This is a genomic window from Rugamonas rivuli (genome assembly GCF_009380165.1).
Lineage (GTDB): Bacteria > Pseudomonadota > Gammaproteobacteria > Burkholderiales > Burkholderiaceae_D > Rugamonas > Rugamonas rivuli.
On sequence record NZ_WHUF01000001.1, the window covers coordinates 740965 to 767688 of the forward strand.

Annotated in this window: 20 protein-coding genes; 7 read left to right on the plus strand and 13 right to left on the minus strand. The window is 63.9% G+C overall.

Annotation, left to right across the window (positions count from 1 at the left end; genetic code table 11):
• Positions 1–60 precede the first annotated feature (60 nt).
• Together GEV01_RS03120 and GEV01_RS03125 are read right to left on the minus strand one after the other, a co-directional pair.
• Positions 61–834 carry a substrate-binding periplasmic protein gene (locus tag GEV01_RS03120; RefSeq protein WP_235914174.1) on the minus strand — a complete coding sequence of 258 codons (774 nt, stop codon included), beginning with the start codon at positions 832–834 and terminating at the stop codon, positions 61–63.
• A gap of 15 nt (positions 835–849) precedes the next feature.
• Positions 850–1833 (minus strand): porin, encoded by a 984-nt coding sequence (locus GEV01_RS03125; RefSeq protein WP_152801597.1) that lies wholly within the window; start codon positions 1831–1833, stop codon positions 850–852.
• A 329-nt stretch (positions 1834–2162) separates the two neighbouring features.
• Here GEV01_RS03125 and GEV01_RS03130 point away from each other — a divergent pair, with 329 nt between their 5' ends.
• Entirely contained in the window at positions 2163–3080 is a 918-nt protein-coding gene (locus GEV01_RS03130) for a hypothetical protein (RefSeq protein ID WP_152801599.1), read from the plus strand.
• Between the two features lie 33 nt (positions 3081–3113).
• Positions 3114–3605 carry a hypothetical protein gene (locus GEV01_RS03135; RefSeq protein ID WP_152801601.1) on the plus strand — a complete coding sequence of 164 codons (492 nt, stop codon included), beginning with the start codon at positions 3114–3116 and terminating at the stop codon, positions 3603–3605.
• 52 nt (positions 3606–3657) lie between these two features.
• Here the strand turns inward: GEV01_RS03135 and GEV01_RS03140 are convergent, their stop codons facing one another.
• The 5 genes from GEV01_RS03140 to GEV01_RS03160 form a co-directional block, all read right to left on the minus strand.
• On the minus strand, positions 3658–4071 hold the full coding sequence (locus tag GEV01_RS03140; protein WP_152801603.1) for an SRPBCC family protein: 414 nt from the start codon (positions 4069–4071) through the stop codon (positions 3658–3660).
• Positions 4068–4391, minus strand: coding sequence for an ArsR/SmtB family transcription factor (locus tag GEV01_RS03145; RefSeq protein WP_152801605.1), 324 nt, complete (start codon positions 4389–4391; stop codon positions 4068–4070). The genes GEV01_RS03140 and GEV01_RS03145 overlap by 4 nt, the downstream gene beginning before the upstream one ends.
• 80 nt (positions 4392–4471) lie before the next feature.
• A complete protein-coding gene (locus GEV01_RS03150; RefSeq protein WP_152801607.1) occupies positions 4472–5716 on the minus strand; it encodes a sensor histidine kinase in 1245 nt (414 codons plus the stop codon).
• Positions 5709–7421, minus strand: coding sequence for a chemotaxis protein CheB (locus GEV01_RS03155; protein ID WP_217428336.1), 1713 nt, complete (start codon positions 7419–7421; stop codon positions 5709–5711). Before GEV01_RS03155 ends, GEV01_RS03150 begins: the two co-directional genes overlap by 8 nt.
• Positions 7400–11218, minus strand: coding sequence for a response regulator (locus GEV01_RS03160; RefSeq protein ID WP_152801611.1), 3819 nt, complete (start codon positions 11216–11218; stop codon positions 7400–7402). Before GEV01_RS03160 ends, GEV01_RS03155 begins: the two co-directional genes overlap by 22 nt.
• Before the next feature lie 184 nt (positions 11219–11402).
• On the opposite strand from GEV01_RS03160, the gene GEV01_RS03165 reads away from it, so the two are divergent.
• From GEV01_RS03165 to GEV01_RS03175, 3 genes are all read left to right on the plus strand, one after another.
• Entirely contained in the window at positions 11403–13031 is a 1629-nt protein-coding gene (locus GEV01_RS03165; protein WP_328595423.1) for a methyl-accepting chemotaxis protein, read from the plus strand.
• Between the two features lie 112 nt (positions 13032–13143).
• Positions 13144–13572: a TOBE domain-containing protein gene (locus GEV01_RS03170; protein WP_152801615.1), complete on the plus strand. Its 429-nt coding sequence runs from the start codon at positions 13144–13146 to the stop codon at positions 13570–13572.
• Between the two features lie 246 nt (positions 13573–13818).
• Positions 13819–17025, plus strand: coding sequence for a di-heme oxidoredictase family protein (locus tag GEV01_RS03175; RefSeq protein ID WP_152801617.1), 3207 nt, complete (start codon positions 13819–13821; stop codon positions 17023–17025).
• A 55-nt stretch (positions 17026–17080) separates the two neighbouring features.
• On the opposite strand, the gene GEV01_RS03180 is transcribed toward GEV01_RS03175, so the two are convergent.
• From GEV01_RS03180 to GEV01_RS03195, 4 genes are read right to left on the minus strand one after another with little or no spacing between them, the layout of a single operon-like run.
• The gene (locus tag GEV01_RS03180) at positions 17081–17482 is read right to left on the minus strand and encodes a hypothetical protein (protein WP_152801620.1); all 402 of its coding nucleotides are present in this window, start codon (positions 17480–17482) and stop codon (positions 17081–17083) included.
• Positions 17483–17484: 2 nt separating this feature from the next.
• The gene (locus tag GEV01_RS03185; RefSeq protein ID WP_235914176.1) at positions 17485–19008 is read right to left on the minus strand and encodes an efflux transporter outer membrane subunit; all 1524 of its coding nucleotides are present in this window, start codon (positions 19006–19008) and stop codon (positions 17485–17487) included.
• The gene (locus tag GEV01_RS03190) at positions 19005–22118 is read right to left on the minus strand and encodes an efflux RND transporter permease subunit (RefSeq protein WP_152801622.1); all 3114 of its coding nucleotides are present in this window, start codon (positions 22116–22118) and stop codon (positions 19005–19007) included. The genes GEV01_RS03185 and GEV01_RS03190 overlap by 4 nt, the downstream gene beginning before the upstream one ends.
• Positions 22115–23284: an efflux RND transporter periplasmic adaptor subunit gene (locus tag GEV01_RS03195; RefSeq protein ID WP_152801624.1), complete on the minus strand. Its 1170-nt coding sequence runs from the start codon at positions 23282–23284 to the stop codon at positions 22115–22117. Before GEV01_RS03195 ends, GEV01_RS03190 begins: the two co-directional genes overlap by 4 nt.
• 99 nt (positions 23285–23383) lie before the next feature.
• Here GEV01_RS03195 and GEV01_RS03200 point away from each other — a divergent pair, with 99 nt between their 5' ends.
• Positions 23384–24061 carry a response regulator transcription factor gene (locus GEV01_RS03200; protein ID WP_152801626.1) on the plus strand — a complete coding sequence of 226 codons (678 nt, stop codon included), beginning with the start codon at positions 23384–23386 and terminating at the stop codon, positions 24059–24061.
• Entirely contained in the window at positions 24054–25439 is a 1386-nt protein-coding gene (locus GEV01_RS03205) for a sensor histidine kinase (protein WP_152801628.1), read from the plus strand. The genes GEV01_RS03200 and GEV01_RS03205 overlap by 8 nt, the downstream gene beginning before the upstream one ends.
• Here the strand turns inward: GEV01_RS03205 and GEV01_RS03210 are convergent.
• The gene (locus GEV01_RS03210; RefSeq protein ID WP_328595424.1) at positions 25432–26334 is read right to left on the minus strand and encodes a copper resistance D family protein; all 903 of its coding nucleotides are present in this window, start codon (positions 26332–26334) and stop codon (positions 25432–25434) included. The genes GEV01_RS03205 and GEV01_RS03210 overlap by 8 nt on opposite strands.
• Positions 26334–26717: a copper resistance protein CopC gene (locus GEV01_RS03215; RefSeq protein WP_152801630.1), complete on the minus strand. Its 384-nt coding sequence runs from the start codon at positions 26715–26717 to the stop codon at positions 26334–26336. The genes GEV01_RS03210 and GEV01_RS03215 overlap by 1 nt, the downstream gene beginning before the upstream one ends.
• Between the last annotated feature and the right edge of the window lie 7 nt (positions 26718–26724).

A 26724-nucleotide genomic window follows, 5' to 3' on the forward strand; every position in this document is an offset into this window, starting at 1 on the left:
AATTGACGTAGCCGCTATTATCCGTTCTTTTAGCTGTGCAGCATAGGCTGATGACCGCCGTCAGTTCTTGTCCTTCTCGCCCAGGTATTTTTGGTAGATCGCGTTGAACTTGCCGTTGTCCTTCAACTGCTTCAGGCCCGCGTTGAAATCGTCGCGGATCTTGGGGTCGCGAAACACCGGCCGATAGTCCATCGGATTGAATTTGACGAAGCTCTGCTCGACGATGGGCTTGGGACGGAAAGCCTTGTTGAGCTTGAGTTGCAGGGTGAAATACTTGAAGATGTTGCGGTCGCTGAGCACCACGTCGTAGCGCCCGATATTCAGCGTCAGCACCTGCAATTCCTGATTGTTCTGCTCGAAATAATGGCCTTGGCGCTTGACCTCGTCCAGCCATTCGGGATAGCGCTTGGCCGCGCCCACGAACGAGATGATCTTCAGCCCGCGCAAATCCTCCGGTTTCTTGATGACCAGGTTGCGCTCCTTGAGACTGATGAACACGTTATCGTAGAACACTGCGGGGTCGCCGTAGTATCCGCCCCAGGCCGTCATGTCCTCGCCGAGGTCCGTCATGGCGGCGTCCACCTCCCCTGCCTTGAACTCGACCGGAATCCGGGCAAACGAGTAGTAGCGCGGCTTCAATGTGTGTCCACGATATGCCAGTGCCGCGCGCATCACTTCCAGCTCGATGCCTGAGTCACTCTCAGGAAAACAAAACGGCGGAATCTTTTCGCCGAACGCCATGATCACCACACCCGCACTGGCCCAGCTGCACCAGGCGCATGACAGCACCAACATGGTCTTGATCATGCGTACCGCAAGATTCTTACTGCGCATCGTAAACTCCACTGCTTAAAATTGATGACGTATCCCGGCGGCGACTATCCGCCTTGTCCCGCCCGGCAGCGCCGCCTGGTAGCCGGCGTTGGCATCGTTGGCCAGCCGCGAGCCGATCAGGTAGAGATTGGTGCGCTTGGAAAGGGTATGGTAATAAGCCAGTGCCAGCTGGGTGGCATCGGCGTCGGAATAGAATTTGTCTTTCTTGTGGACGTAGTCGGCTGCGACGGTATCCAGGCCCAGCGGCATGCTGATGCCGAACAAGGTGTCCTCGGTATCGAGCGTGGTGTCGTTGCGGCTGCGCGCGACCACGGCCCAGCCGCGCACCGGCCCGAAATTATAGTTGCCGCCGACCAGATAGCTGCGCGCGGGATTGCTGCCGAAGGCATCGTAGGTGCTGTGGTAAGCCAGCTGGACATTCAATGGCCCGCGCGCGTAGCCGAGGTCCATGCTCAGCTGCCGGTTTGCGCGGGCATTGCCGGCGACCTCGCCGGCGCCATACGCCACATCGCCATAAAAGCCACGCAAGGTCGGCGGCAAGGAATACTTGACCGTGTTATTCATGCGCACGCCGCTGTCGTAAAACACGCGGGTGGATTCGCCCGGCCCCTTGGCATCGAAGGGATCGTTGGTCGCTATCGCGCCGAAGTAAGGCGTGAAAATGCGGCCTATCGTGACGCTGCCCAGAGGACCAGCCAGGCTGACCCAGGCCTGGCTGCCGAACAGCGTTCCCGCAAAAGACGGCACGCCCCTGTCCGCCTCGATCTGGGATTCGAGCACGAATCTGGCGACCAGGCCATCCCCCAGGTTTTCACTGCCTTTGATGCCAAAGCGCGAGGCGGTCTGCTGCCCGCTGTCGACCGCCGCCATCGTCTTGCCGGAATTGCTGTCGGACGTGACGGCCAGGTCCACCACCCCGTACACATTGATGGCCTCCTGGGCCTGAGCCTGTTGCGAGAGCGATAGAAGTAGCGCCGCGGCGATGAACGTTGATCTCATAAAAGTCTCCCGGTGAAGAACACTTGCCCGCCAACGCGCTCGCTTTTCTACCTCACAGTTTTACTCTTTGCCATGACGCCGATCAACAACTATTGCAATACCGCGTTACACGTTCACCACAGCGCAATAAACCGTCATTTTTCGTTGTAATATTGCATCAAACATAATGTTTACAAAAAAATACTTAATCCCTATACTTTTCCGGTGCCGACGATCGCAGCCGGAAGCCAGCGATGGCGGCATTCAGAAACGTAATGACCATGGCCGTATTTTTGGTGAAATGCTGATTTACATCTCGCAAATTAATCCACAAAAAAATAGGAAAAATAATGGCATCAACACTTTCTCAAAGCTTCAAACCGCTACGCGTTGCAGCGGCTCTCCTGGCGTGCTCGGTTGCGCTGCAAGCCTCGGCGGCACACAGCTACACCGACAAGCTGGTCGCCGGCGAGACTCTGCAAGCCAACGAATCCATCAAACCTATCGATAACAACCTGGTCTATCTGGTCATGCAGGGAGACGGCAATCTGGTGTTGTATCGCCGATCGGACAACGTGCCTCTGTGGCACGCCAACAGCTGGGGCCATCCGGGCGCCACCACGGTAATGCAGGGCGATGGCAATCTGGTCGTCTACGGTCCGAATAATGAGGTCCTGTTCCACACCAACACCTGGAACAATCCCGGCTCCTACCTGCACTTGCTCTCCAGCGGCAACCTGGTGGTCAAGTCGGCCAACAACACCGTGCTGTGGGCCAGCAATACCTCGGTCCAGCCTGTTCCTACCTACTCCACGCCTTCGTACCAGCCGACCTACTGGAACGACAACGGCACCGCCCAGCGCAATAACAACTGCTACAACTACGCGAACAACAAACGCACCGACACCTTCGCCCAGCCAGGCCGCGCGCACGGCGTGAGCGGCTATCCGATGACGGGATCGGCGGTGTACAACGCGGCCGTTGCCGATGGCCTGGTGCCAACCACCGCCACCGGCACTTCGCCGGATGGCAAGACCAAAATCGCGCTGGTGGTCGCCCCTGGATACGACTACCATTGGTATCGTCAAGACAGCGATGGCCGTTGGACCCACAAGCCGGGACAGACCCGCGCTACCGACGTCGACAACAGCGGCGTAACGATTTCCAATCCCGAAACGGCCAATCGCGGCGCCTACACCCAGTTCGTCGGCTACTTCTTCACGCCGTCGGACGCAGTCCAAGGACAAGGCAAAGCGGACATCCGCTAATCCGATCTCTCCACACAGACAGGACATATCCATATGAAGCAATCTTTTATCAAGCACGCGCTACTGGTGGTCGGCACATTTTGCGCTCTGACGAGCGCGCAGGCGGGGGAAATCGTGAAGTCGCTGAAAGTTGAACTGCTGGTCTTCTCCGGCCGCCCCAACCCGACTTTCGTCGTGACCGATCCGGCCCAGATCAAGGAGATCCTGGCGCTGGCGAAAAACCTGCCGAAGAAAAAAGGCGTCAGCGCAAGCGACAGCGACCAGCCTGAACCCAAACTCGGCTACCAGGGCTTTATCGTCACCAACAATTCGGACGTCTCGTCCGACATCAAATCGTTCGCGGTGCATGGTTCGAATGTGCATCTGGCGCTGGTGACGGGCGCCAAGGAAGCCGGCAAGTCTGCCGTCGTGCAAGCTGCCGCCGTCGATGCGGACAGCGCGCTGGAAAACAAGCTGCTCGCGCATGGCCAGAAAATCGGTGCGGTCGATGACAAGCTGCTGGAGTTTATTGAAAACTCCAAGTAATCCCTCGTAAGTCCGATGGAGCGCCGCAGCCGGCGCTCCATCTGCCGCCAGATCAGGCGGCTTCTTTCTCCACCAGCTGTTCGAGCGCGCCGAAGAATTTCTGCCAGCCGAACTTGGCGCCTTGATAGGCCTGCTCCTGGTCGGCACGGAAGCCCGACTGTTCCATCCGCAGATGCGTACCCTTGCCGCTGGCTTCCAGCGTCCAGGTGACGACACTCTCCAGTCCCATGGCCGACCACGTGTAGGCCAGCGTCTTGATCGGCTCGACCTCCGTCACGCGGCAATCGACCGTGCCCCAGTCAGCCTTGAAATTGAAATTATGTCCCGCCACAGGCAGGAAATCGTTCTTCATCAGCCAAGCTTCGATCAGGTGCGGCTGGGTCAGCGCGCGCCAGAGTTTTTCCGGCGGATGTGCAAACTCCCGTTCGACAACGACGGTACGGAGTTCAGGTGCGATAGCGTTCATTGGTCCATCCTTTGCAGTAGGTTTTCAAGATCGTCGAACCGGTCGTCCCAGAAGCGAGCCATCTGGTTGGTCCAGTCGAGCAGCGGAGCCAGCGCCTTGACTTGCGCGCTGTAGTGGGTCTGGCGCCCTTCGTGCCGGTCAAATACGAGCCCGGCTTGCTTCAACACGGCCAAATGCTTGGATACGGCGGGCTGCGAGACCTCGGCCTGCGCGGTCAGCCCTCCGACCGTCTGCTCGCCGTTGGCGCACAGCCGCTCGAAGATGGCCCGCCGCGTAGGATCGGCCAGTGCCCGGAAAATCGCGTCGTGAGAATGTGTCATTTCAATCCATAACCGTGTGGTGATGGAATTAATAATAACCCTGCGGTTATTGATCGGTCAAGCGAAAAATGTGGATACCTTCAGGCCGGCGTGACCTGTGGGGCCTTGCAGGCCAGCACGATGTTGAAGACGGCGCCGCAAGGGACGCCGTCGGCAGCCTCGATGGTGCCGCCCAGCAGGCCCGTGACCAGGTTGTAGCAGATGCTCATGCCCAGTCCGCTCCCGCCCTTGCCCAGGCGCGTGGTGAAGAAGGGATCGAACACGTGCTGCTTGACTTCATCCGTCATGCCGTTGCCGTCGTCGCGGTAGATCAGGCGCACGTTCTCGCCCTCGGCGTAGGCCTCCAGCGTGATCAGGCCCTCGCTGCGGCCGTCGAAGCCGTGCAGCACCGAATTGCCGATCAGGTTGGACAGGATCTGGTCCAGCGGCCCCGGATAGCTGTCCATCCACAGCCCGCCCGGGATGTTGACGGCGATTTTGTACGGCGTCTTGCGCAGTGTCGTGTTCATCAGGATGACCACGCCGCTGACGATATCCTTGAGGTCGAAGGTGCGCCGCTGCGAACTGGCATGGTCGACGGCCACCTGCTTGAAGTTGGACACCAGCTCGGCGGTACGGAACATCCCGCGCAGCATCAGCTGGGAAGCGGTGCGCGCGCGGCCCAGATGCTCCAGCAGCTGCGAGCGTTTCAATGGCTGGCCGCTATTGAGGATCTGCTCCATTTCGGCGATGTCGGCGTCCAGCGTCGAAGCCACCGTCATGCAGTTGCCGATCGGCGTGTTGAGTTCGTGCGCGACGGCGGCCACGATGGGGCTGAGCGCCGCCAGCTTTTCCGATTGCACCAGCTTGTCCTGGGTCATGCGCAGGCGGTCCAGCGCTTCCTGCAGCTGCTCGTTGGACGCCTGCAAATCAAGCGCGTGCTTTTCCAGCGCGGCCTCGCGCTCGTGCAGGCTTTTGTACAGGCGCACGCGGTTCAGCAGCAGGTTGTCGTCGAGCGGCTTGGCCAGATAGTCGACCGCGCCCAGGCCGTAGCCGCGCTTGCTGAACTCCTCGGCCTTCAAGGTGGCGGTGACGAACACGATGGGGATGTTGCGGGTGCGCTCGGTCATTTGCAGGTGCAAGGCCGTTTCGAAGCCATCCATCTCCGGCATTTGCACATCGAGCAGGATCAGGTGCACCTCCTGTTCGACGGTCAGCAGCAGGCAGGCGGCGCCGGAGGCGGCTTCGATGACGCCGCAGCCGGGCAGGCGCCCGAGCAAGGCGCGCAAGGTCAGGCGGTTGTTGACGTTGTCGTCGACCACCAGGATGTTGAAGCGCTCACGCATGATGCCCCTCCGCACGCCGATACACGTAGTTGCCGCCCGGGTGCGGCACAAACCCCTGCTCCAGCGCGACCAGGTTCAAGCCATCCTGCGGCCCCAGCACCAGAAAGCCGTCCACATGCAGTGAGCGGGCAAAGCGTTGCAGAACCTGGCGCTGCAGCTCGACGTCGAAATAGATTAGCACATTGCGACATACAATCAGCTGAAATTCATTGAAGCTGCCATCCCCGGTCAGCGAGTGTCGGTGGAACAGCACTTTCTGGCACAGGCGCGGCACGATCTCCAGGAAGCGCCGGCGCGGCGCCAGGTAATCGTCGAAGCTGCCTTCGCCGCCGCTGGCCTGGTACTGGCTGCGGTTGAGCGCCAACGCGCCGGCCGGGAACAAGCCGCTCTTGGCCTGGTCCAGCAGGTAGGGATTCATGTCGGTGGCGAACAGGTGGCTGCGTTCGAGCAGGCCCAGCTCCTCCAGCAGGATGGCCAGCGAATAGGCTTCCTCGCCGCTGGAGCAGCCGGCCGACCACAGCTTGATCAGGGGGAAGCTGGCCAGGTAGGGCAACACGTCCTCGCGCAGCTGCCGCAGCTGGGCCGGATGCCGGAAGAAGCTGGTGACGCCCACCGGCAGCTCGGCCTCCAGCCGTTCGAACAGCGCGGCGTCGGACAGCAGCGCGCGCTGGAACTGGTCGAAGCCGGCATGGCCGCACTGCCCCATCAGCAGCTGGATGCGCCGTTGCAGGCTGGCGCGCTGGTAGTGCCGGAAGTCGTGGCCGTATTGCTGCGCCAGCGCATCCAGGAACAGGTTGAGCAGCTTGCCTTCCGGCGCCGCCTCCGGCCCGGCCACGGTGGCGGCCACCACGCTGGTCAGCGGCGCCAGCGCCAGCACGTGGTCGGCATGGCCGGCGGCGTTGACCGCATCCGGCATGACGCGGGCGTCGCCGCATTCGGCGCCGTCCTCGACCAGCACGCTGGCGCCGGCCGCGCGCAAGGCGGCGCAGCCGTCGACGCCGTCGCAGCCGTAACCGCACAGCAGCACCGCCAGCGCCGCCTCGCCGTATTCGTAGGCCATCGATTCCAGCAGCAGGTCGATGGACGGCCGCGAGTATTGCACCTTGCGGTCGCGCGTCAGGTACACCAGGCCGTGCGCCACTTTCATGTGATAGCCGGGCGGCGCCACATAAATGGTGCCCGGCTTCACCGGCATCAGCTGCTGCGGCATCACCACCAGGTAGTCGGTGCGGGTCTTGAGCAGCTGGTCCAACAGGTTCTGCTGGTTTTCATCGACGTGCTGCAGCACGAACACGGCGACATCGGCCAGCGGCAAATGGCCGGCCAGGTGCAGGATCTTGTCCAGGCTTTCGGCCGATCCGCACAGGGCCAGCGCGCGGCAGCGGGTGGCGGCGGCGCGCGCCGGCTGCGGCGCGATATGGCGTACCGGCAGCGACAGGCGCATCAGGCTGCGCGCCAGCAGCACGTGATAGGCGACGATCTTCAGCAGTCCGCCGCGTTCCAGCCGCGCCGCCAGCAGGTCGAGGATGGCGCGCGGCAGCTGGTCGGCGTCGTAGAAGATCAGCTCGACCTCTTGTTCGGCCGGCGCGTCCAGCGCGGCGGCCAGCCTGTCGCGGTCGGCCTCCAGCTCGCGGCCCAGCACGGCGATGCGCCACTTGCCGCCCTGCTCCTGCGCCGCCACGCTCATGACACGCGGCCGCCGCACCACTTGACGGCCTTGGCTACCAGCACGTCGTAGTCGACCGGCTTGGACAGGTAATCGTCGGCGCCGCTGGCCAGGATGTCGGCCATGTCGGCCGGCGACGCCTTGGCCGAGATGGCGACGACCGGGATGCTGCTCAGCGTGCTGTCGGCGCGCAGCGCGGCAATCGCCTGCATGCCGTCCATTTCCGGCATCATGATGTCCATCAGGATCAGGTCGACGCGCTGCTCGCGCAGCAGATCCAGCGCGCGGCGGCCGTTGACGGCATTGCTGATCCTGGCGCCATGGCGCTCCAGCGCGGCCGTCATCACGAACAGATTGCGCGGATCGTCGTCGACCACCAGGATGTGCTTGCCGGTGAGCGGCTTGCCGTCGCGCCCCGCAGGCGTTTTGGCCGACGGCGTGGCGCGCTGCTGCGGCACGGCGCGCAGGAAGCGTTCGACGTTTTCCAGCAGGCGGCGGTCGGCCTGGCCGGTCTTGACGATCACGCATTCCGACCAGCGCCGCAGCGCCGCGCTGTCCACGTCGCTGGGGTGGTCGATGGCGTAGAACACCAGCGCGATGCCGGGGTTGGCCTCGCGCAGCCTGGCGGCCAGGTCCAGGCTGGATTGCAGCGGCGCGCGGCCGAGGTCGATCACGGCCAGCGGCCAGCGCTGCTGTTGCAGCAAGGCGTCCAGCGCCGCGCCGGGCGCGGCCGCCTGCACCGGCCCGTGGCTGGTGCCGATGATGGCGCCCACTTCGGTGCCGGTGATGCCGCCGTTTTCGACAACCAATATGCCCTTGCCACCCGCCCCCACACGCGCCACGGCGCCGAGCAACGCCACTTCGGCCCGCTCCAGCAGTACTTCGTCCGCCGGCTTTTGCAGGAAGCCGATGGCGCCCTGCAACAGCAAGGCGTCGTCGCGGTCGCGCGATGAAACGATGTGGACCGGAATCGGCGCCAGCTCGGGCCGGCTCTTGAGTTGATGCAGCACCTCGCTGCCATCCATGTCGGGCAGCGACAGGTCCAGCAGGATGCCATGCGGCTTGTGCCGCGCCGCCAGTTGCAGGCCCTCGGCGCCGGTGCGCGCCAGCACGGTCTTGTAGCCGAGCCGCCGGTTCATGGTCAGCACGCTCAGGCAAAATGCCTCGTCGTCGTCGACCAGCAGGATGAGCAGGTCGTCGGGGCCCAGCTGGGCGCGGTCGTCGGCCTGGGGCGCGACGGCCGCCGCCGGCGCATGCCCCATGGCGGGGGCGGCCACGGGCAGCGCCTCCGCGCCGCCGCTTGCCGCGACTTCCGGCAGCAGCACGATGAACTCGCTGCCCCGCTCCGGCTCGCTGTTCAACTCGATGGCGCCGCCCAGCATCTGCACGAAGCGCTGGCTGATGGTCAGGCCCAGCCCGGTTCCGCCGAATTCGCGCGAAGTCGAGCCGTCCGCCTGCTGGAAGGCTTCGAAGATCACGGACCGCTTGTCGACGGCGATGCCGATGCCGGTATCGCGCACGCTCAGGCACAGCGGCAGCGCCGCGCCCGGCCGCCGGCCGATGGTGAAGCTGACGCCGCCCTCCCGGGTGAACTTGACGGCATTGGCCAGCAGATTGCGCAGCACCTGCGACAGCTTGTCCCAGTCGGTGACGAAATCGCCTTGCAGCTGGTCGGTGACGGTCAGGCTCAGGCCCTTGTCGCGCGCCATGTGTTCGAACATGCCTTGCAGGTCGGCGCAGACCTGGGCGCTGGCCACCGGCGCCAGGTGCACGTCCATGCGCCCCGCCTCGACCTTGGACAAGTCCAGCACGTCGTTGATCAGCCGCAGCAAGTCCTGGCCCGAGCGGTGGATCACCTGCGCCCACTTGTAGGCCTCGCCGCCGACGCCTGCCGCGTCGTCGCTGCACATCATTTTCGACAGCAGGATGATGGAGTTGAGCGGCGTGCGCAGCTCGTGCGACATATTCGACAGGAACTCGGATTTGTACTTGCTGGCCTGGTCCAGCTGCTGCGTGCGGATCTCCTGCAGGCGCCGCGATTCCTGCAGGTCGGCATTCTGCTGCTGCAGCTGCTGCTGTTGCTCCTCCATCTGCGCATTGGTCTGCTGCATTTCCTCGGCCTGCTGCTGCAATTGCTGCTGCTGTTCTTCCATCTGCGCGTTGCTTTGCTGGAGCTCCTCGGTCTGCTGCTGCAACTGCTGCTGTTGCTCTTCCATGCGCGCATTGTTTTCCTGCAGCTGCTCGGTGCGCTGCTGCAGCTGCCGCTGCTGTTCCAGCATCTGGTCGTTGGCCGCGCGCAGCTGCTCGCTCTGGGCGCGCATCTCCTTCTCGCCCGCCTCGCTGGCCAGCAGCAGCTTGCGGATATGCGCCCGCTGGTCGGCCACGAACAGCAGCGACGACAGCAAGGTCGTCACGTTGTTGAGAAACTCGACGCGGCGCTCGTCGAAGCCGACCATGCTCGACAGTTCCAGCACGCCCACCAGCTCCTTCTCGTGCACCAGCGGATAGGTGTAGGTATAGCGCGGCGTCTCCTGGACGGTGCCGGTGACGATGGGGGCAGGCTCGTCGTCGGCCACCGCCAGGATGATGGGCTTGCGTTCGCGCGCGACCTGGCCGACCGCGCCCTCGCCCAGCGCGTAGCGGGCGCCGATGCGGTTGCGCTCGGTGTACATATAGCTGCCGATCAGCTCCAGCTGCTCGCTGGCTTCGACGTAGCGGTAGAACACGCCGCGCCCCGCGCCCAGGTAGCGGCCTATCATGGCGACGGCGCTGTCGGCCAGCTGTTCCGAGCTGAGGTCGCCGCTCAGCGAGCTCGACAGCTGGGCGTAGCCATCCTTGAGCCAGTTGCGGCGCTCGTTCTCTTGCTTGCCGGATCGCAACATTCGTATCATCTCATTCAATGCCTTGCCCAGGCGGTCGTGTTCGGACGACAGCTGGACCTCCTGTTCCAGGTCGCCTTTGCCTATGGCCTCGGCGCGGCTGGCCAGGCGTTCCATGGCGGCGATCATGGTCTTGATCCTGGCCATCACGCTCGCGGTATCGCCCGGCCGCAGCTCGATGCGCTCGGTGAGGTCGCCGGTGGCAAAGCGGGCCGCCACGCTGGCCGCCGCTTCGGGATCGCCGCCCAGCTGGCGGATGATGGAGCGCGCCGTGCCGAAGCCCATGCCGCCGATCAGCACCACCATGACCGCGCCTATGCCGAGTGTGATGTATAGCGCTTCGCGCTTGATGAGCATGGCCTTGGCCGTGAAATCCTTGGCGATGTCGACGTTGTAGACGATGTGCTTGGTGATCAGATCGTGCAGCTCGTTGGCCATCGGATCGGCCTCCAGCATCATGCTGCGCGCCTTGGCCATCTCGGACGGCCCGCCGCGCGCCGTCTTCAGGATGGCGTCGAGCGCGGCGTCGTACTTGGCCCAGACCACTCTTTCCTTCTCCAGGTAGGCCTTGTCGGTGTTGTCCGCGTAGCAGTTGTTGCCCAGGCAGCCGTCGATATCGTATTTGTTGATGGCGTCAAACACTGCCTGGCGATCGGCCTTCAACAGCTTCTCGGTCTCCGGCGAAGACTCGCCCGCATAGGTGTGGATATGACGGCTGAGCTGGACACTGAGCTGCAAAAAACTTCTGCGCATCTCGTCGAGCACCACCAGGCTGGGGGCCGCGTTGAAGTTGCCGAAATTGGCGCCTTCATAGACCCTGTCCGTTTGAAATTGATTAACGGCCGTTACCGTCGCCAGTCCTAGCAAGGCGGTCAGGGTCAACGCCGCCATTTTGGCGGCCACCGTGCGCATCATGTCCATCCCCTCTAGGCATTCGGCCGGAACCGGATGCTTCATTGTGCCTTCAAAAAATACACTACGGCACAGTTTGAGTTCCTTTTACAACAAGATCGACGTTGACAAAGGGCGACTATCAGGATCACAGTAACAACTCTCGCAGCAGTCCATCCCGTTCGGGGCCCAACCCTCGCCCCAGCCTGCCGTTACGCATTTGATCTGCATCCTCGACAAGGAGAGCAACGTGAATGTCTCGAACTGGAACATTGGAACCCGCCTGAGCGCGGGCTTTGGCATTGTGCTCGCGCTGCTGCTGGCCGTTACCGTGCTGGGCATCACCCGCATGGCCCAGGTGCAGCAGCGGCTGGACGAAATCGCCAACGTCAACAACCCCGAGGGCAAGCTGGCCGACCTGATGCTCTCCACCGTGACCGACCGTTCCATCGCCTTGCGCAATCTGGCACTGCTCAACGACATGAAGGACATGCGGCCCGAGGCGGATCGCATGCGCGCCGACGAAAAGAAATACGCCGAGGCGGAAAAGAAGCTGAACCAGATGTTCACCTCGCTGTCCGGCACCACCGACCGCGAGCTGGCCTTGATGCCGAAGATTAAGGAGGCCGAAACGGCGGCGCTGCCGCTGATCGCCAAGGCGGAAAAACTGGGCCTGGACAACAAGGCCGACGAGGCGACCAAGGTGCTGATCGGCGAACTGCGGCCGGTGCAGAAAAAATGGCTGGAACTGCTGACCCAGCTGTCCGAACTGGAAACCGCACTCAACACCGAAGCGGGCAACGACGCCGCCGTCGCCTACAAAAGCGCGCGCCTGATGATGATACTGCTGTCGATGGCCGCCATCGGTATGGGGGTGCTGATCGCCTGGCTGGCGACGCGCTCGATCACGCGGCCGATGCAGCAGGCGGTGCGCGTGGCGCAGACCGTGGCGGCGGGCGACCTGACCAGCAGGATCGAGATCCGCACCACCGACGAAACCGGCATGCTGCTGCAAGCGCTGCTGGACATGAACAACCATTTGCAGGACATCGTCGGCCAGGTGCGCGGCGGCACCGACACCATCGCCACCGCGTCGAGCCAGATCGCCAGCGGCAACCTCGACCTGTCGCAGCGCACCGAGGAACAGGCCAGTTCGCTGGAAGAGACCGCCTCGTCGATGGAGGAATTGACCTCCACCGTCAAGCAAAATGCCGACAACGCCCGCCAGGCCAACCAGCTGGCGGCCTCCGCCTCCGACGTGGCCGGACGCGGCGGTTCGGTGGTGGCCGAGGTGGTGGTGACGATGAATTCGATCAACGACTCATCTAAAAAGATCGTCGACATCATCGGCGTGATCGATGGCATCGCCTTCCAGACCAACATCCTGGCGCTGAACGCGGCGGTGGAAGCGGCGCGCGCCGGCGAGCAAGGCCGGGGCTTCGCGGTGGTGGCGTCGGAAGTGCGCAACCTGGCGCAACGCTCGGCCGCCGCCGCCAAGGAGATCAAGGCGCTGATCAACGATTCCGTCGAAAAAGTCGGCGTCGGCGCCCGGCTGGTCAACCAGGCCGGCGTCACGATGGACGAGATCGTCGCCAGCATCCGCAGCGTGACCGACATCATGGGCGAAATCACCGCCGCCAGCCGGGAGCAGGAAGTGGGCATCGAGCAGATCAACCAGGCGGTCGCGCAGATGGATACCGTGACCCAGCAGAATGCGGCGCTGGTGGAGCAGGCGGCCGCGGCGGCGGCCTCGCTGCAGGAGCAGGCTGCCGGACTGTCCGAGGTGGTCAGCGTATTCAAGCTGGACCAGGCGCACCGGCCGCCGGCCAGGCTGGCCCGTCCAGCCGCACAACGGCTGGCCCTGCCGGCGCATGGATGACGGCATATACGCTAAACCATATATATCGATTCTGGCCGCGACACTGGCCGGCCCACCGGCCGGTCGGTTAACATAACTCCTTTGAACGATCCACCACAGTCAAGGAGAAACCATGTTTACCAGTGCTCGCAATCAATTGAGCGGCAAAGTCTCGTCCATCCAGCGCGGCGCCGTGAATGACGAAGTCGCCATCACCCTGCCCGATGGCCAGGTCATCGTCGCCATCCTGACCCACAGCAGCACCGAATCCCTGGGCCTGCAGGCCGGTTCGGACGCCTTCGCGCTGATCAAGGCTTCCTCCGTCATCCTGCTGACCGACACCACCGGCGTCCGCCTGTCCACCCGCAATCAGCTGACCGGCACGGTGAGCGAAGTCGTCGAGGGCGCGGTCAACTCGGAAGTCAAGCTGACCGTCGGCAGCGGCACCCTGATCACCGCCATCATCACCAACGACAGCGTGCAAAACCTCGGCCTGGCCGCAGGCAAGACCGCGACCGCAGCCTTCAAGGCGTCCAGCGTCATCGTCGGCGTCAAGGCGTAGTAAAAAAATCGCGCAACTGCGCTTTTCAACCGTGCGCGCACGCACGCTTGACATGTCTGATGACTCAAGATATCTTCACAACTATTGCCCCATCGAAAGTTTTCATAAAACTCAATCCGGGCAATAGTTCACCGCTCCAACACCCCAGTACCTGATTTGAACCGTAACACCCCGATCGGAAAGCCACGGCCGGATATGGAAACGCTTCCACATCCAGCACCCCGCCATCACGAACAAGGACGTACTATGAACAAACGTAGCAGGAATCTCGCGGCACAGGGCTTGCCCCTGGCCTTGACGCTCGCGTTGGCCGCATGCGGCGGCGGGGGCGACCAGGCCGCCGCGCCGCAAAGCGCGCGCATGCTGAGCGCGATGAAGGTCCAGGGCGGCGCGGCGCAGTCGGCCGAAGTCGCGCTGACGCCGCTCAGCGCCACCGCCAGCTCTTCCGAACGGGGCGACCTGTCGGCCGCCGCCGCCATCGACCACAACGATACGACCCGCTGGGGCAGCGGCTTCGCCGACGACCAGTACCTGACGCTGGACTTCGGCAAATCCCAGCCGATTACCCGCGTCCACATCGAGTGGGAAAACGCCCACGCCACCCAGTACCTGCTGCAGGTCTCGGACGACAATGCGACCTGGACCACGATCAAGACCGTGGACAACAGCCAGGGCGGCAGCGAAGACTGGACCGGCCTGAACGGCCAGGGCCGCTACCTGCGCATGAAAGGCATCAAGCGCTCGACCAACTACGGCTATTCCATCTTCGAGATCCAGGCCTTCTCCGGCACGCCGGTGACAGCGCCGCCGGTCACGCCGCCGGTGGACAATCCGCCGCCGGTCGTCATCGACCCGAGCCAGCCCGGCGTGGCGATCAAGCCGGTCGCTGCGACCTCGTCGCAGGTGGAAAACGGCGGCCTGGCGGCATCGATGGCCATCGACGGCAAGGCCGCCACCCGCTGGGCCAGCACCGCCGAAGACGGCGCCTGGATACAGTTCGACTTCGGCGCCAAGACCCAGGTCGGCTACATGAAACTGCTGTGGGAAAACGCCTACGGCAAGCAATACTCGCTGCGCGTGTCCGACGACGGCCAGACCTGGTCGCAGGTGCGCTACGTCAGCGCCGGCCAGGGCGGCACCGAAGAGTTCTTCAACCTCGGCATCAACGCCCGCTACATCCGCCTGCAAGGCGTGGCGCGCGCCACCCAGTACGGCTACTCGCTGTACGAAGTGGAATTCAAGACGCCAGGCAGCGACAACACGCTGGCCGGCAGCGCCACCTCGCCGCTGAAGTATCCGGCCAGCGGCGCCGGCTGGGCGCCCTTGCCCGCCGCCGCGCAGCCGCTGGAAACGCTGCAATTCACCCTGCCCGACGGCACGCTGGTGACGCGCTTCGGCGCGCGCGGCCTGGCCCGCCACGGCCGCGAACGGGGCGAGGACTGGAACGAGATCGGCTACGGCCCCAACGAGACGGTCGATCCCGCCACCGGCCTGCCGGTCGACAAGGGCCCGGGCAACTACCTGACCTTCGTCTCGAACTACTTCAAGAACCGCAGCTGGGGCGTGGAGATCATCGACAACAGCCGCGTGCCAGGCGTTACGAAACCTACGCTGATCGTCAACCAGTACACCACGGTGGACTTCCTGCCGGGCGGGATCGCCTTCTTCCGCGGCTTCGACCGTCCGGGCGTGACCGGCTACGGCTGGATGGCGCCGGGTGAGCTGGTGGACCGCAACGTGACGATCTGCAAACCGGTGGCCTACCCTGCCGCCGGCAAGCTGGCCAGCGCGGATGGCTTGAACAACGCCTGCACGCTGCGCATCAAGGAATACCCGGGCCACGGCGACCTCGATGCCAACGGCATGCCCAACGGTCAGGACGTGAAAGCGCGTCCGCTGGTGGCGGGCGACATCATCGAAGTCTCGCCGTCGATGTTCTCCACCTCCGCATCGATGACCGCCAACGGCGACACCGGCGGCATCCGCTACTACTCCTACGAGTGGACCTATGTGGTCGGCGCCGGCCTCAAGCCGTGGTACGGCGTGCAGCCCCGTTTGAACTCGGTGCCGCTGCCGGAGGAGACGCTGTCCGGCGGCCAGGGCTCCGTGTCCTACAACTACTCGGACAACGGCGCCTTCATGTTCCAGCAGCCGCATAACAACATCGGCATGCAGAACATGCAGCGCTTCGTCGAAGGCCGCCGCCTGGTGCACACCAACTTCACCACGGGCGACCACAACGAACCCGGCAACGACCGCTACGCAGCGGCCGTGGGCTTGCAGGGACAGCGCTTCAACCAGTCCGCCTGTATCGCCTGCCACGTCAACAACGGCCGCAGCCCGGCGCCGATCGCCGTCAACCAGAAGCTCGACGCCATGTCGATCCGGGTGGCGAGCACCAATGCGCAAGGCCAGCAAGTACCGCACGCGCAGTACGGTACGGCGGTGCAGATGAACGCCTACTCGGCCGGCGGCGCACCGCAAAACTGGGGCAACACGGTCAGCGTGGGCGGCTTCGAATCCCGCACCGTCAAGCTGGCCGACGGCAGCGCCGTCGAACTGCGCAAGCCGACGCTGGCCTTCGAAGGTCCGGTGCCGGACATCTGGTCGCTGCGCGCCGCCCAGCCGATGATCGGCACCGGCCTGCTGGAAGCCGTGCCGGAAGCGGACATCATTGCCCGCGCCCGCACCGTGCCCGATGCGGATGGCGTGATCGGCGTGGCCAACTATGTGTACGAGCCTGAGACCGGCGCCGTGCGCCTGGGACGCTTCGGCTGGAAGGCAGCCAAGGCCACGCTGCGCCACCAGGCCAGCGAAGCGCTGCTGCTGGATATGTCGGTCACATCGCCGGTCTATCCCAACCGCGCCTGCGCCACCGGCCCCGCCGGCTGCGCGGCCGGCGGCACGCAAAAAGGCATCACGGAAGCGGACCTGCAATCGATCTCGCGCTATCTGTCGCTGGTGGCCGTGCCGGCCCAGCGCAGCATTCCAAGCGGCTTCCCGAAAGGCGTGGCGCCGCTGGATGAGCATCGGGTCGATGCGCAGCAGGTCGCGGCGGGTTCCAAGCTGTTCCAGGGCATGCGCTGCGTGGCCTGCCACACCGCCGAGATGAAAACCGGTTCGGGCCATCTGTTCGCGGAACTGCGCAACCAGACCATCCGTCCCTACTCCGACCTGCTGCTGCACGACATGGGTGCGGGCCTGGCGGACAAGTTCGCCGAAGGCCAGGCCAAGGGCGGCATGTGGCGCACCTCGCCGCTGTGGGGCCTGGGCTACACGGACAAGGTGATGGGCAACAGCAGCAAGGTCGGCTATCTGCACGACGGCCGCGCGCGCAACCTCACCGAAGCCATCATGTGGCACGCCGGCGAGGCCGACAAATCGCGCCAGCGCTTCGAGAATCTGTCGAAGGCCGACCGCGATGCGCTGCTGGCGTTCCTGAAGTCTCTGTAAAAGCAGCATCCATCGCCGCCGCCATCCCGGCGGCGGCGATGTCGTTACAATCGCGTCAGTTCAATGCCTTGCCGATCCGCGAGAGCTTGCCTGCCGAGCAGTCCGCCGGCCACAGTTCGATCTCATCCCCTGCCTTGATCGCCATGCCCGGCGGCAGCTCGGCTATTTCGTGGTGTATCAGCCTGGCGTGGTGGTATCTCACCTCGACGAAATGCCGGCTTGCGTAGTCGGCCGCGGATAAATTGGCCAGGCATGGCCGCAACGTGGCACGCGGTGCATCAGGGTCCAACTCGCTGACCACCCATGCCCGCTTGCCGCCCTGCTGCCAGTTGACCGTCCTGGTGTCACTTTTACTTGCGCAAGCGGCCAGCAGTACGGCCGAAGCAGCAATCGATAAAACGCCTGTCATCCGACGCATAGTGCTTCCTTGATTGATTATGTGAATAAATATCGTCATGGCTAGTCTTCCTTCCGATGCCACCAGCCGCCGCCCAGCGCCTGGAACAATGCCGCCGTATCGCCGAGCTGGCTTGCCTGCGCCTGTGCCAATTGCAACTCGGCCTGGCGCAGATTCTGTCCGGCCACGATCAGGGCCAGGCGATCCTGGGCGCCGTGCGCGTGCTGCCGTTCGGTGATGTCGACAGCGGCCCTAGCGGCATCCCTGGCGTCGACCGCCGTTTGCAGGGTGCCCGAGTCTGCATTAATGGCGTGCAGTACATCCGCAACGTTTTGAAAAGCGGTGGCGACTGTCGACCTGTAGGTTGCAACAGCGCCCTTCAGCGACTCATGCGCAGCCGACTCGCGGTGCTTGAGCGTGCCCGCATCGAACAGCGATTGCGTGACGCTCGCGGTCAGGTCGAAGAATTTCCCGCTGGTCCAGAACATCTGCCCGAACTGGCTGGCCGCACCTCCTGCCGAACCCGAGATGGAAAATTGCGGCAGGCGCGCAGCACGCGCTATGCCGACCTCGGCGCTGGCAGAGCGCAGCGCTTCCTCGGCCGCCCGCACATCGGGGCGCTGCTCGACCAGGGACGAGGGCAAGGTCAATGGCAATTCCTCGGGCAGATGGAAGGAAGCCAAGGCAAACCCTGGCACCTCGCCGTCGACCGGAATGCCCGCCAGCACCCGCAGCAGATCGCGATTCTGTTCGAACTGCTTCTGCAGCGCGGGCAGCAGCTGCCTGGACTGCGCCAAGGCGCCCTGCTGCGCCGACAACTCCAGGCGGGAGATATAACCGGCCTTCAACTGACGCTGGGCCAAGGCCAGCGCAAGCTGGTTCGCCTCGATCATCTCGTTGACCACCGCCATTTGCCGTCGCAACAAGGCATCCTGGAATGCGGCAGCGACGATGTTCGATGCCAGCGTGACGTACGCCGCCTCCAGTTCAAAGCGCTGTATCTGCTGCTGCGCTTGCAGCGACTCCAGCTGCCGGCGGTTGGCGCCGAACACGTCGGGCGTGTAGGCGACAGTCAGCTGCGCGGTGTGGAAGTTGTAGATCACGGGCGCGTTGAATGGCGCGGTGCCGCCCTCGCTGGCAGGCGTGTTCTGCTTGGCGCTGATCACCGATCCATTGCCCTGGACGCCGGGAGAATTACCGCCCAGATTGCCCGCAACCTTGGTGCGGGCCGGCGTGTAGCCAGCCTGCACGGTCGGATAGAAATAGCCCTGCTGCGCGTAGACGTTCTCCTGCGCCGCACGCAGCGCAGCCTCAGCCGCTTCGATGCCCGGATTCGCGGACCATGCCTGCTCGATCAGCGCATTGAGCTCCGCAGACTTGAACAGCGTCCACCAATTGTTCTGTATGTCCTGCTGCATCACATACCGCTGCGCGGCGATGACGGCCGGCGCCGCACCATACGTCTGCGGCACGGCCAGCGCGGGCCGTTGATAGTCCGGCCCGGCCGCGCATCCCGCGAGCTGTATCGCCAGCATCGCGGCGCAGATGCGGCGATGGCGCAATTTCATCGGCAATAGTAAGGTCATGGGTTCATGGGGGCGGTGTCGCCCGGTTCAGAGAAGTTACCAAATAGCCGCAGCGCGGCCGGCAGCACCAGCAGCGTGAACAGCGTGCCGCTGACGATGCCGCCGACGATCACGCAGGCAAACGGCCGCTGCGTCTCGCTGCCGATGCCATGCGACAGCGCGGCAGGCAGCAAGCCCATGCCGGCCATCAGGGCCGTCATCAGGATAGGCCTCAGGCGCATCGCGGCGCCGCCGACGATGGCTTGCGCCACCGCCGCGCCTTCGCGCACGCGCTGCATGACTTCCTCGACCATGATGACGCCGTTCTGCACCGAAATACCGGCCACCGCGATAAACCCGACCGCCGCCGACACCGACAGGTGCAACCCGGCCAGGCCCAGCGCCGCCAGCCCGCCTATCATGGTGAACGGCACCATGCCCAGCACCAGCCCCGCCAGCCGCACGGAACGGAACGCCCAGAACAGCAGGGAAAACATCAGCAGTATCGTCAGCGGGATGATGACCGCCAGGCGCTTGGCCGCGCGCTGGGAATTCTCGAACTGGCCGCCCCAGGTGATCTCATACCCCGGCGGCAGCTTGACCTTTTCGCTAACAGCGCGCTGGGCCTCTTCGATGAAGCTGCCCTGGTCGCGTCCCAGCAGGTTCATTTTGACGATGACGCTGCGGGAGCCCGACTCGCGCTGGATGCGCGACACGCCTTGCCGCAATTCGATGGTGGCCACATCGTGCAGCGCCACCGTGCCCATGCCGTTGCCGACCTGCGTCCCCGGCACAGTGAGGCGCAGATTGCCGATGGCATCGATGCCCTTGCGGTTTTGCTCATTGATTTTCAAGACCACGTCGAAGCGCTTGTCCTGCTCGAAGTAGCTGGTCACGGCCGCGCCGGACAGCGCCTGGTTGACCAGCGTGTTGACGTCGCCGATCGAAATCCCGTAGCGCGCCATGCGGCTGCGATCCGGCGTCACCACCACTTCGCTCTGGCCGCCGATGCGGGTCGCATCGACATCGGAGGCGCCGGGGATGGACTGGATCACGTCCATCAACTGCTGCGCCTTGCTGTCGAGGATAGCGAGGTCGCTGCCGCTGATCTTGGCGACGATCTCGCCGCGAAAGCCAGACAGCGATTCCTCGACGTTATCCTGGATGACCTGCGAAAAATTCGTCGTCACGCCGGGAATAGCCGCCAGGCTGGCGGACATGTCGGCCACCAGCGCTTCCTTGTCACGGAAGCGCCACTGGCTGCGCGGTTGCAGGTCGATCAGGCTTTCCAGGTTGTTCGGGCCCTTGGGATCGGAGCCATCGTCCGGGCGGCCTGCCTGGCTGATGACGTGCGCGACCTCCGGATAAGCCAGCAGCTTTTTCCGCATCTGGCGTTCGACGGCCTTGGTGGTCTCCAACGCCGCCGAGGTGGGCAAGGTAATCGTGAGCCAGATATTGCCTTCATCCAGCTTGGGCATGAACTCGCTGCCCAGGCGCGGCGACAGGGCAAACGCCAAAGCCAGCGGTAGCAGCGACACCCACAGCACGAGCTTAGTTTTGCGCAGCGTGCCATCCAGCAGCGCGTGATAGCGCCGCTGCAGATTGGTCAGCCAGGCCCGGTGCACCTCGACCAGCGGCCTGCGCTGGGTGGTCCAGGACAGCAAGGTGGGCAGCAGCGTGAACGTCAGCAGCACCGCGCCGGCCAGCGCGAACGACAGCGTCAAGGCGACCGGCGTGAAGATCTTGCCCTCAACCCGCTGGAAGGTGAAGATCGGCACAAAGGCCAGGATAATAATCGCCTTCGAGAACAGCACAGGATGCGCCATGTCGCTCATCGTCCGGTGCAGCACGTGCATGCGCGCTTCAATCGGATTCGCCTCATGAACCGGCATCAGCGCCATGCGCACCATCAGCGCTTCCACGATCACCACCGCGCTATCGATGATGATGCCGAAGTCCACCGCGCCCAGCGAAATCAGGTTGGCGGATACGCCGCGCGCATTCATCAGCACAAACGCAAACAGCAAAGCCAGGGGGATCACGGTTGCGACGATCAGCGCGGCCCGCCAGCTGGACAGGAACACGACCAGGATGACGATCACCAGCAAGGCGCCGATCACCAGATTCTCCGCCACGGTTTTCACGGTATGGTGAACCAGTTCGGTGCGGTCGTATATCGGAATGATTTTCACGCCGGCCGGCAGGCGTTTCTGCAGCTGCGCAATACGCTCCTTCAATTCGGTATTGATCTTGGATGGATTGCCACCCTTGGTCATCGAGACGATGCCCTCGGCCACGCTGTCACGCTGGTCGGCGGCGACGATGCCGAAGCGCGGCCGTTCGCCCGCCTGCACGGTGGCGACGTCACCCACGGTGATCGCCCTTCCCTGGCGCGACGTGACGACGATCTGCCGCATGTCGGCCAGGCTGGTGAACAGACCGGCCGAGCGCACGATGAGCGATGCGTCGCCCAGCTTGACCAGGCCACCGCCGGCGCTGCCCGTGCCATTGCCAATCGCCTGACTCACCTGGTCCAGCGTTACCTGGTACTTGGCCAGCAAGAAGGGATCGGCTTCGACCTGATACTCGCGGATGGTGCCACCGAAGCTGACCACATCGGCCACGCCGGGCGTCATGCGCAGCGCGGGCCTGATCGTCCAGTCCTGCAAGGTGCGGATGTCCGCCTCGGACATGTGCGGCGCATCGATCGCATAGCGGTAGACTTCACCCACGGCGGTCGACAAAGGGGCCAGCTGCGGTTGCACGCCGGTGGGCAAGGTGACGGTCGACAGCTTCTCGCTGACCTGCTGGCGCGCAAAATAGTTATCCGTCTCGTCGTCGAACGTGAGTGTGACGATGGACAGGCCGGTCATCGTCACCGAGCGCACGTTGATCAGGTGGGGAATGCCGGCCACCTCGCGCTCGATCGGCAGCGTGACGGTACGCTCCATATCCTCCGGCGCCTGGCCCGAGAGCTGCGAAATCACGCGTACCTGCACATCCTGCACATCCGGAAAAGCTTCAATCGGCAGGTTGGACAACGCGTAGAAGCCGAACCCTATCAAGGCACACACCAGCACCATCACGAACACCCGCTGGCGCAGCGCGAATACGATCAAACGGTCGATCATGGCGCTCCGCCCGTGCGTGCGCCCATTTCAGCATCCAGCAACAGCGCGCCGGTGGTGACGATGTTCTCTCCGCCGGACACGCCCGCGCCGATATAACTGGCATCGTTCCCGCGCGTGAGCATCCTCACCTGGCGCCGCTGGAACTGCTGCGGCGCCGACTGCACGAACACATAGGTGTACACGCCGCGATTGACGAGCGCCGTGTTGGGCACCTTGACGGCGTTGCCGCGCTCCTGCAGCAGCGTGCTGCGGACGTACATTTCGGGAAGCAGCTTGCCGGCCGGGTTGTCCAGACGCGCACGCACCGTGACGCGCCGCGTGTTGGGATCGACCACCAGGCCAGGCTGCGCTATCGTGGCCTTGAAATGCTCGTTCGGGAAAGCATCGCTTTCAACATCCACGCTTGCGCCCTGCCTGACGCTGGCCAGCATGGATTCGGGCACGTCGATCATCAGCCAAAGCCGCTTGGGATTGGTGAGCACGAACAGCGGCGCCGGCATCCCCGGCGACACTTCCAGCGCCGGCGTAACGCTGCGCTCCGCAACGACGCCGTCGATAGGGCTGACCAGGCTGAAACGCTGCCCTTGAATACGGTCGCCATGTGGATTGATGCTGTGTACGCGCTGCTGCGCGCGCAAGGTCTCAGCGTGCGCCTGGTCGAGATCCGACTGCGCCGCTTCCGAGTCCTTGCTGGCGATGGCCTCGCCGGGCACCAGTTCCTTCGCGCGCTCCATCGCCTTCCGCTTGCGTTCTTCGTCAGCACGCGCCTTGCTCAGGTCCGCCAGGGCGGCGCCAAAATCCGGAGAATCGATTTCGGCCAGCACCTGTCCCGCATGGACCGGAGAGCCCGGCGCCGCCTTGATCGCGGCCACGCGGCCGTTGACGCCGACGCCTATCCTGGCCGTCACATCTTCGTCATACACCACGCGGGCGCTGAGGGTGTCGCCGGCGGGAATGCCAACCGCAGGCAGTATCTGCGCCTGTATCATCGCCAGTTGCGGTGCTCCGCTCGGGAACTGTATCCGGTCGAGATCCGGCGCCGGCGCCGCTGCCACATTGGCAGCACGTGCGGCCGGCGGCGGCTGGAACAGCAGATATCCGGCGATGGAAGCCGATGCCAGTAACAAGACCATGACAATGGCGGCCGGCTGCTTTTTCATACCCATGGAGCTTCCTGTGTCAGTTAGAATGCGGTGACGTACCTCACCGCGATAGTTGATGATACAAAGTCAACCTTGCCTGAACCTTGCCCATATTGAATCGCCATGCCACTTTTGCTTGTTGAGGATGACCGGGAACTCGCTCATGGTTTGAGCAGCTCACTCGCGCAATCCGATTACGTGACCGATGTCGTGTTCGACGGCCGTTCGGCACTGGAGGCGTGTGCGCAGACGACCTACGACCTGGTGGTGCTGGACCTCGGGCTACCCGACATGGATGGATTGGAAGTGCTGCGCCGCTTGCGCAAGGCGGGACTGACGGCGCCCGTGCTGATACTGACCGCGCGCTTCGATCTCGACGACCGCGTGCTGGGCCTCGACGCCGGCGGCGACGACTACCTTGCCAAGCCGTTTGCGCTGCCCGAGCTGGAGGCCAGGATACGCGCGCTACTGCGCCGCAGCGCGCCGAACGAGTCGCAGCTGATCTTTTGCGACATCGTTTTTGAGCCGGTCTCCAAACAAGCGAGTGTGCGCGGCCGCGAGCTGGCGCTGACCGCCGCCGAAGCATCGGTGCTTAGCCTGTTGATGCGACGTCCACGGCGCGTGGTCAGCAAGTCGCAGTTCCTGGACGATATCTATGACCATGCCGAAGAAAAGAACTCCGCGATGATCGAAGTATTCGTCAGCAGGTTGCGGCGCAAGCTGGCCGACGCCCAGTCGCAGGTACACATACGGGCGCTGCGCGGCCTGGGATACCGCCTGGACGAGCGTGTAGATGAATAAGCCGCAGCCCAGCCTGCGCCGCCAGCTGCTGCTGCACCTGGCGATTCCCATTCTCGTGGTGCTGACGCTCGGCGCGGTAGGCGGCATGTTCATCGCCCGCCACATCGGCTATCAAGTACACGATCAATGGTTGCTGGACTCGGCGATGACGCTGGCAGCCCAGATCAAGTCCGAAGATGGACGTGTGCGACTGGCCTTGCCTCCCGAAGCAGTGCAAATGTTCCAGTGGGACCGGGTGGACCGGATCTACTGGCAGACGTCGTCGTCCAGGCAGGGCAACCTGTTGAGCAACGCAGTGATTCCGCCCGCCCCTGCGGCGAAGGCGACCGAGCAACCGGCCTTTTACGACGCCGTCCTGGATGGGCGGCTGATACGCGTGGTATCGATGGACATGCCTGCGCCTTCGGGCGTCAACGACACCATCCATATCCAGGTCGCGGAAACCATGAATAAGCGCGAACAGGTGGCTGGCAAGATATTCTCGCAGTGGGCGCCGTTGCAGATCGCGGTGATGGTGATGGGCGGTGTGTTCATCTGGCTGGCGGTCACGCGCAGTTTATCGAAAGTCGACAGCGTCGCTGCCCGGCTGGGGAGCTACGAAACCGCCAACCTGGCGCCCGTGGCCGACACTGAGAATATGCCGGCGGAGATCAAGCCCCTAATAAACGCCATCAACCTGCTGATTGCAAAACTCAGCGACGAACAGGAATCGCAAAAACGGTTCATCTCCAATGCCGCGCACCAGCTGCGAACGCCCCTGGCGACGCTGCAGGTGCAAACCCAGCGCGCGTTGCGCGAACGGGATGTATCGAAGAGGGATCAGGCGCTGGATGACGTGCATCGCGCAGTTACCAGGCTTCATCGTGTCGCGCATCAGCTGTTGACGCTGATGCGCTCCGAACACCAGGCCGAAAAACATCTCAATCTTGACAATGTCGATCTGGCCGATCTGGCGCGGGAAGAAGTGGAACGCTGGGCGGACAACGCCCTGGACAAACAGATAGACCTTGGCTACGAAGGACCGGAGCACGGCGTCGTCATTTTCGGCAATGCCCACCTGCTGCGTGAGTTGATGGGCAATTTGATCGACAACGCCATTCGCTACAACCGGCCCGGTGGCGTCGTCACGCTGGCCTTGCACGCGGATCCGGTTCATCTTTCGGTCGAAGACGACGGGCCAGGCATTCCCGCTCATGAACGCAGCCTTGTGCTTGAACGCTTCTATCGCGGCAGCAGCAGCGATGTCGCAGGCGGATGCGGATTGGGTCTGCCTATCGCCTTCGAGATCGCTGCCCGCCATCAAGCGCAACTCCGCATCGCCTCCCAGGCTGCTGAACGCGGCACGCGTGTGGAAGTCCTGTTCTCGCCCGTCAAATAGCTGTCGGCGGCTGCTGCGATGTCAGCATGGCGGCGGCCAGTATGGCGCCGAGCAGCAGAACCGTCTCTATCCTCAACGCCAGCCGCACCACCGCAACGCCATCCGGCGACCGCGACGCGGCCGGCAAACCGATAAATTTGTTGTAACCGCCGATGCCGATGGCTACCAGCACCAAGGCCACCTTGCTCAGCAAGGTAATGCCGTAAACGGTATAAATCAAATTCCCGGCGCTGCCGACGCGGTGCCAGCCGCTGTAGATCCCGGTGATAGCGATGGCCGCCAGCGCTGCCGTTGCGGCATGCGACATCCAGTTCAGGTAGCGATTCACCGCGTCCATCTCCCATCGCACCTGCAACACCAGCAAGCCAGAAACCGCCACCACGCCTGCCCACACAGAGATGGCCGACAGATGGATGGACTCCGCCGCCATGGGCAACGACCAAAGCCCCTGCTCGCCCGCGTGGCCCATCGATGAACGTGTGCCGGCGAACACGCCCATGCCCAGCAGTACCGCCAGTTCGCCAGCCGGCGGCAGGCGCCGTCGGACGCTGCGCAACGCCAGCACAGCCGCCAGCGCAGCGACGGCGACGCAACCGGACCAACCGTAAGCGGTAGTTGTCGCCATCATCCAGAACATGCCGCAAGCTTCGCGCAGGCCGGTGCCGCCCATGACGGCGGTGGCGGCCAGCAGCGACAACCCACCGGCCGCGATGGCGACTCCCGCCGCCAGCATATCCAGCACACGCATGCACGCATCGAAACCTGCCGGATCACCGGCGCCAGCTGGCAGCCAACGGCGCGCGCACCAGGAACCGGCCAGCCAGCTAAAGCCGCAGTTGAGCAGGAAAGCCGAGCCGACTTGCAGCAGCCAGACGGCATCGACGCCCGCCTCCACTATTTGACCGTGAAGGTGAACTCACCCTTGCGGCGATGTCCGTCAGGACCGGCCACTGCCCAGGCTACCGTGTACACGCCCGCTGACAGCGGCGGCAACACCAGCCGCAGAATCGCCGGATTGCTGGCGTCGACGGTAGCCTTGGCCTTGTCGGACACGGCGCCGGCAAGCACATGGCCGGCGGCACCGGTCAGCGTGATGCTGCTGAACGCAGGTTCGACCTTCTCGTTGAACGTCAGCGCGATCTCTTTCGGCGCGGCGTCCAGCACGGCATTGGCCGCCGGGTTAGAACTCTTCAAGCTGGCATGTGCGGCAGCGAAAGGCGCCGACAGCGTCGCCACCGCGACGACGGCGGCTGCCACCAGATTATGCAAAGTCTTCATGTGTATT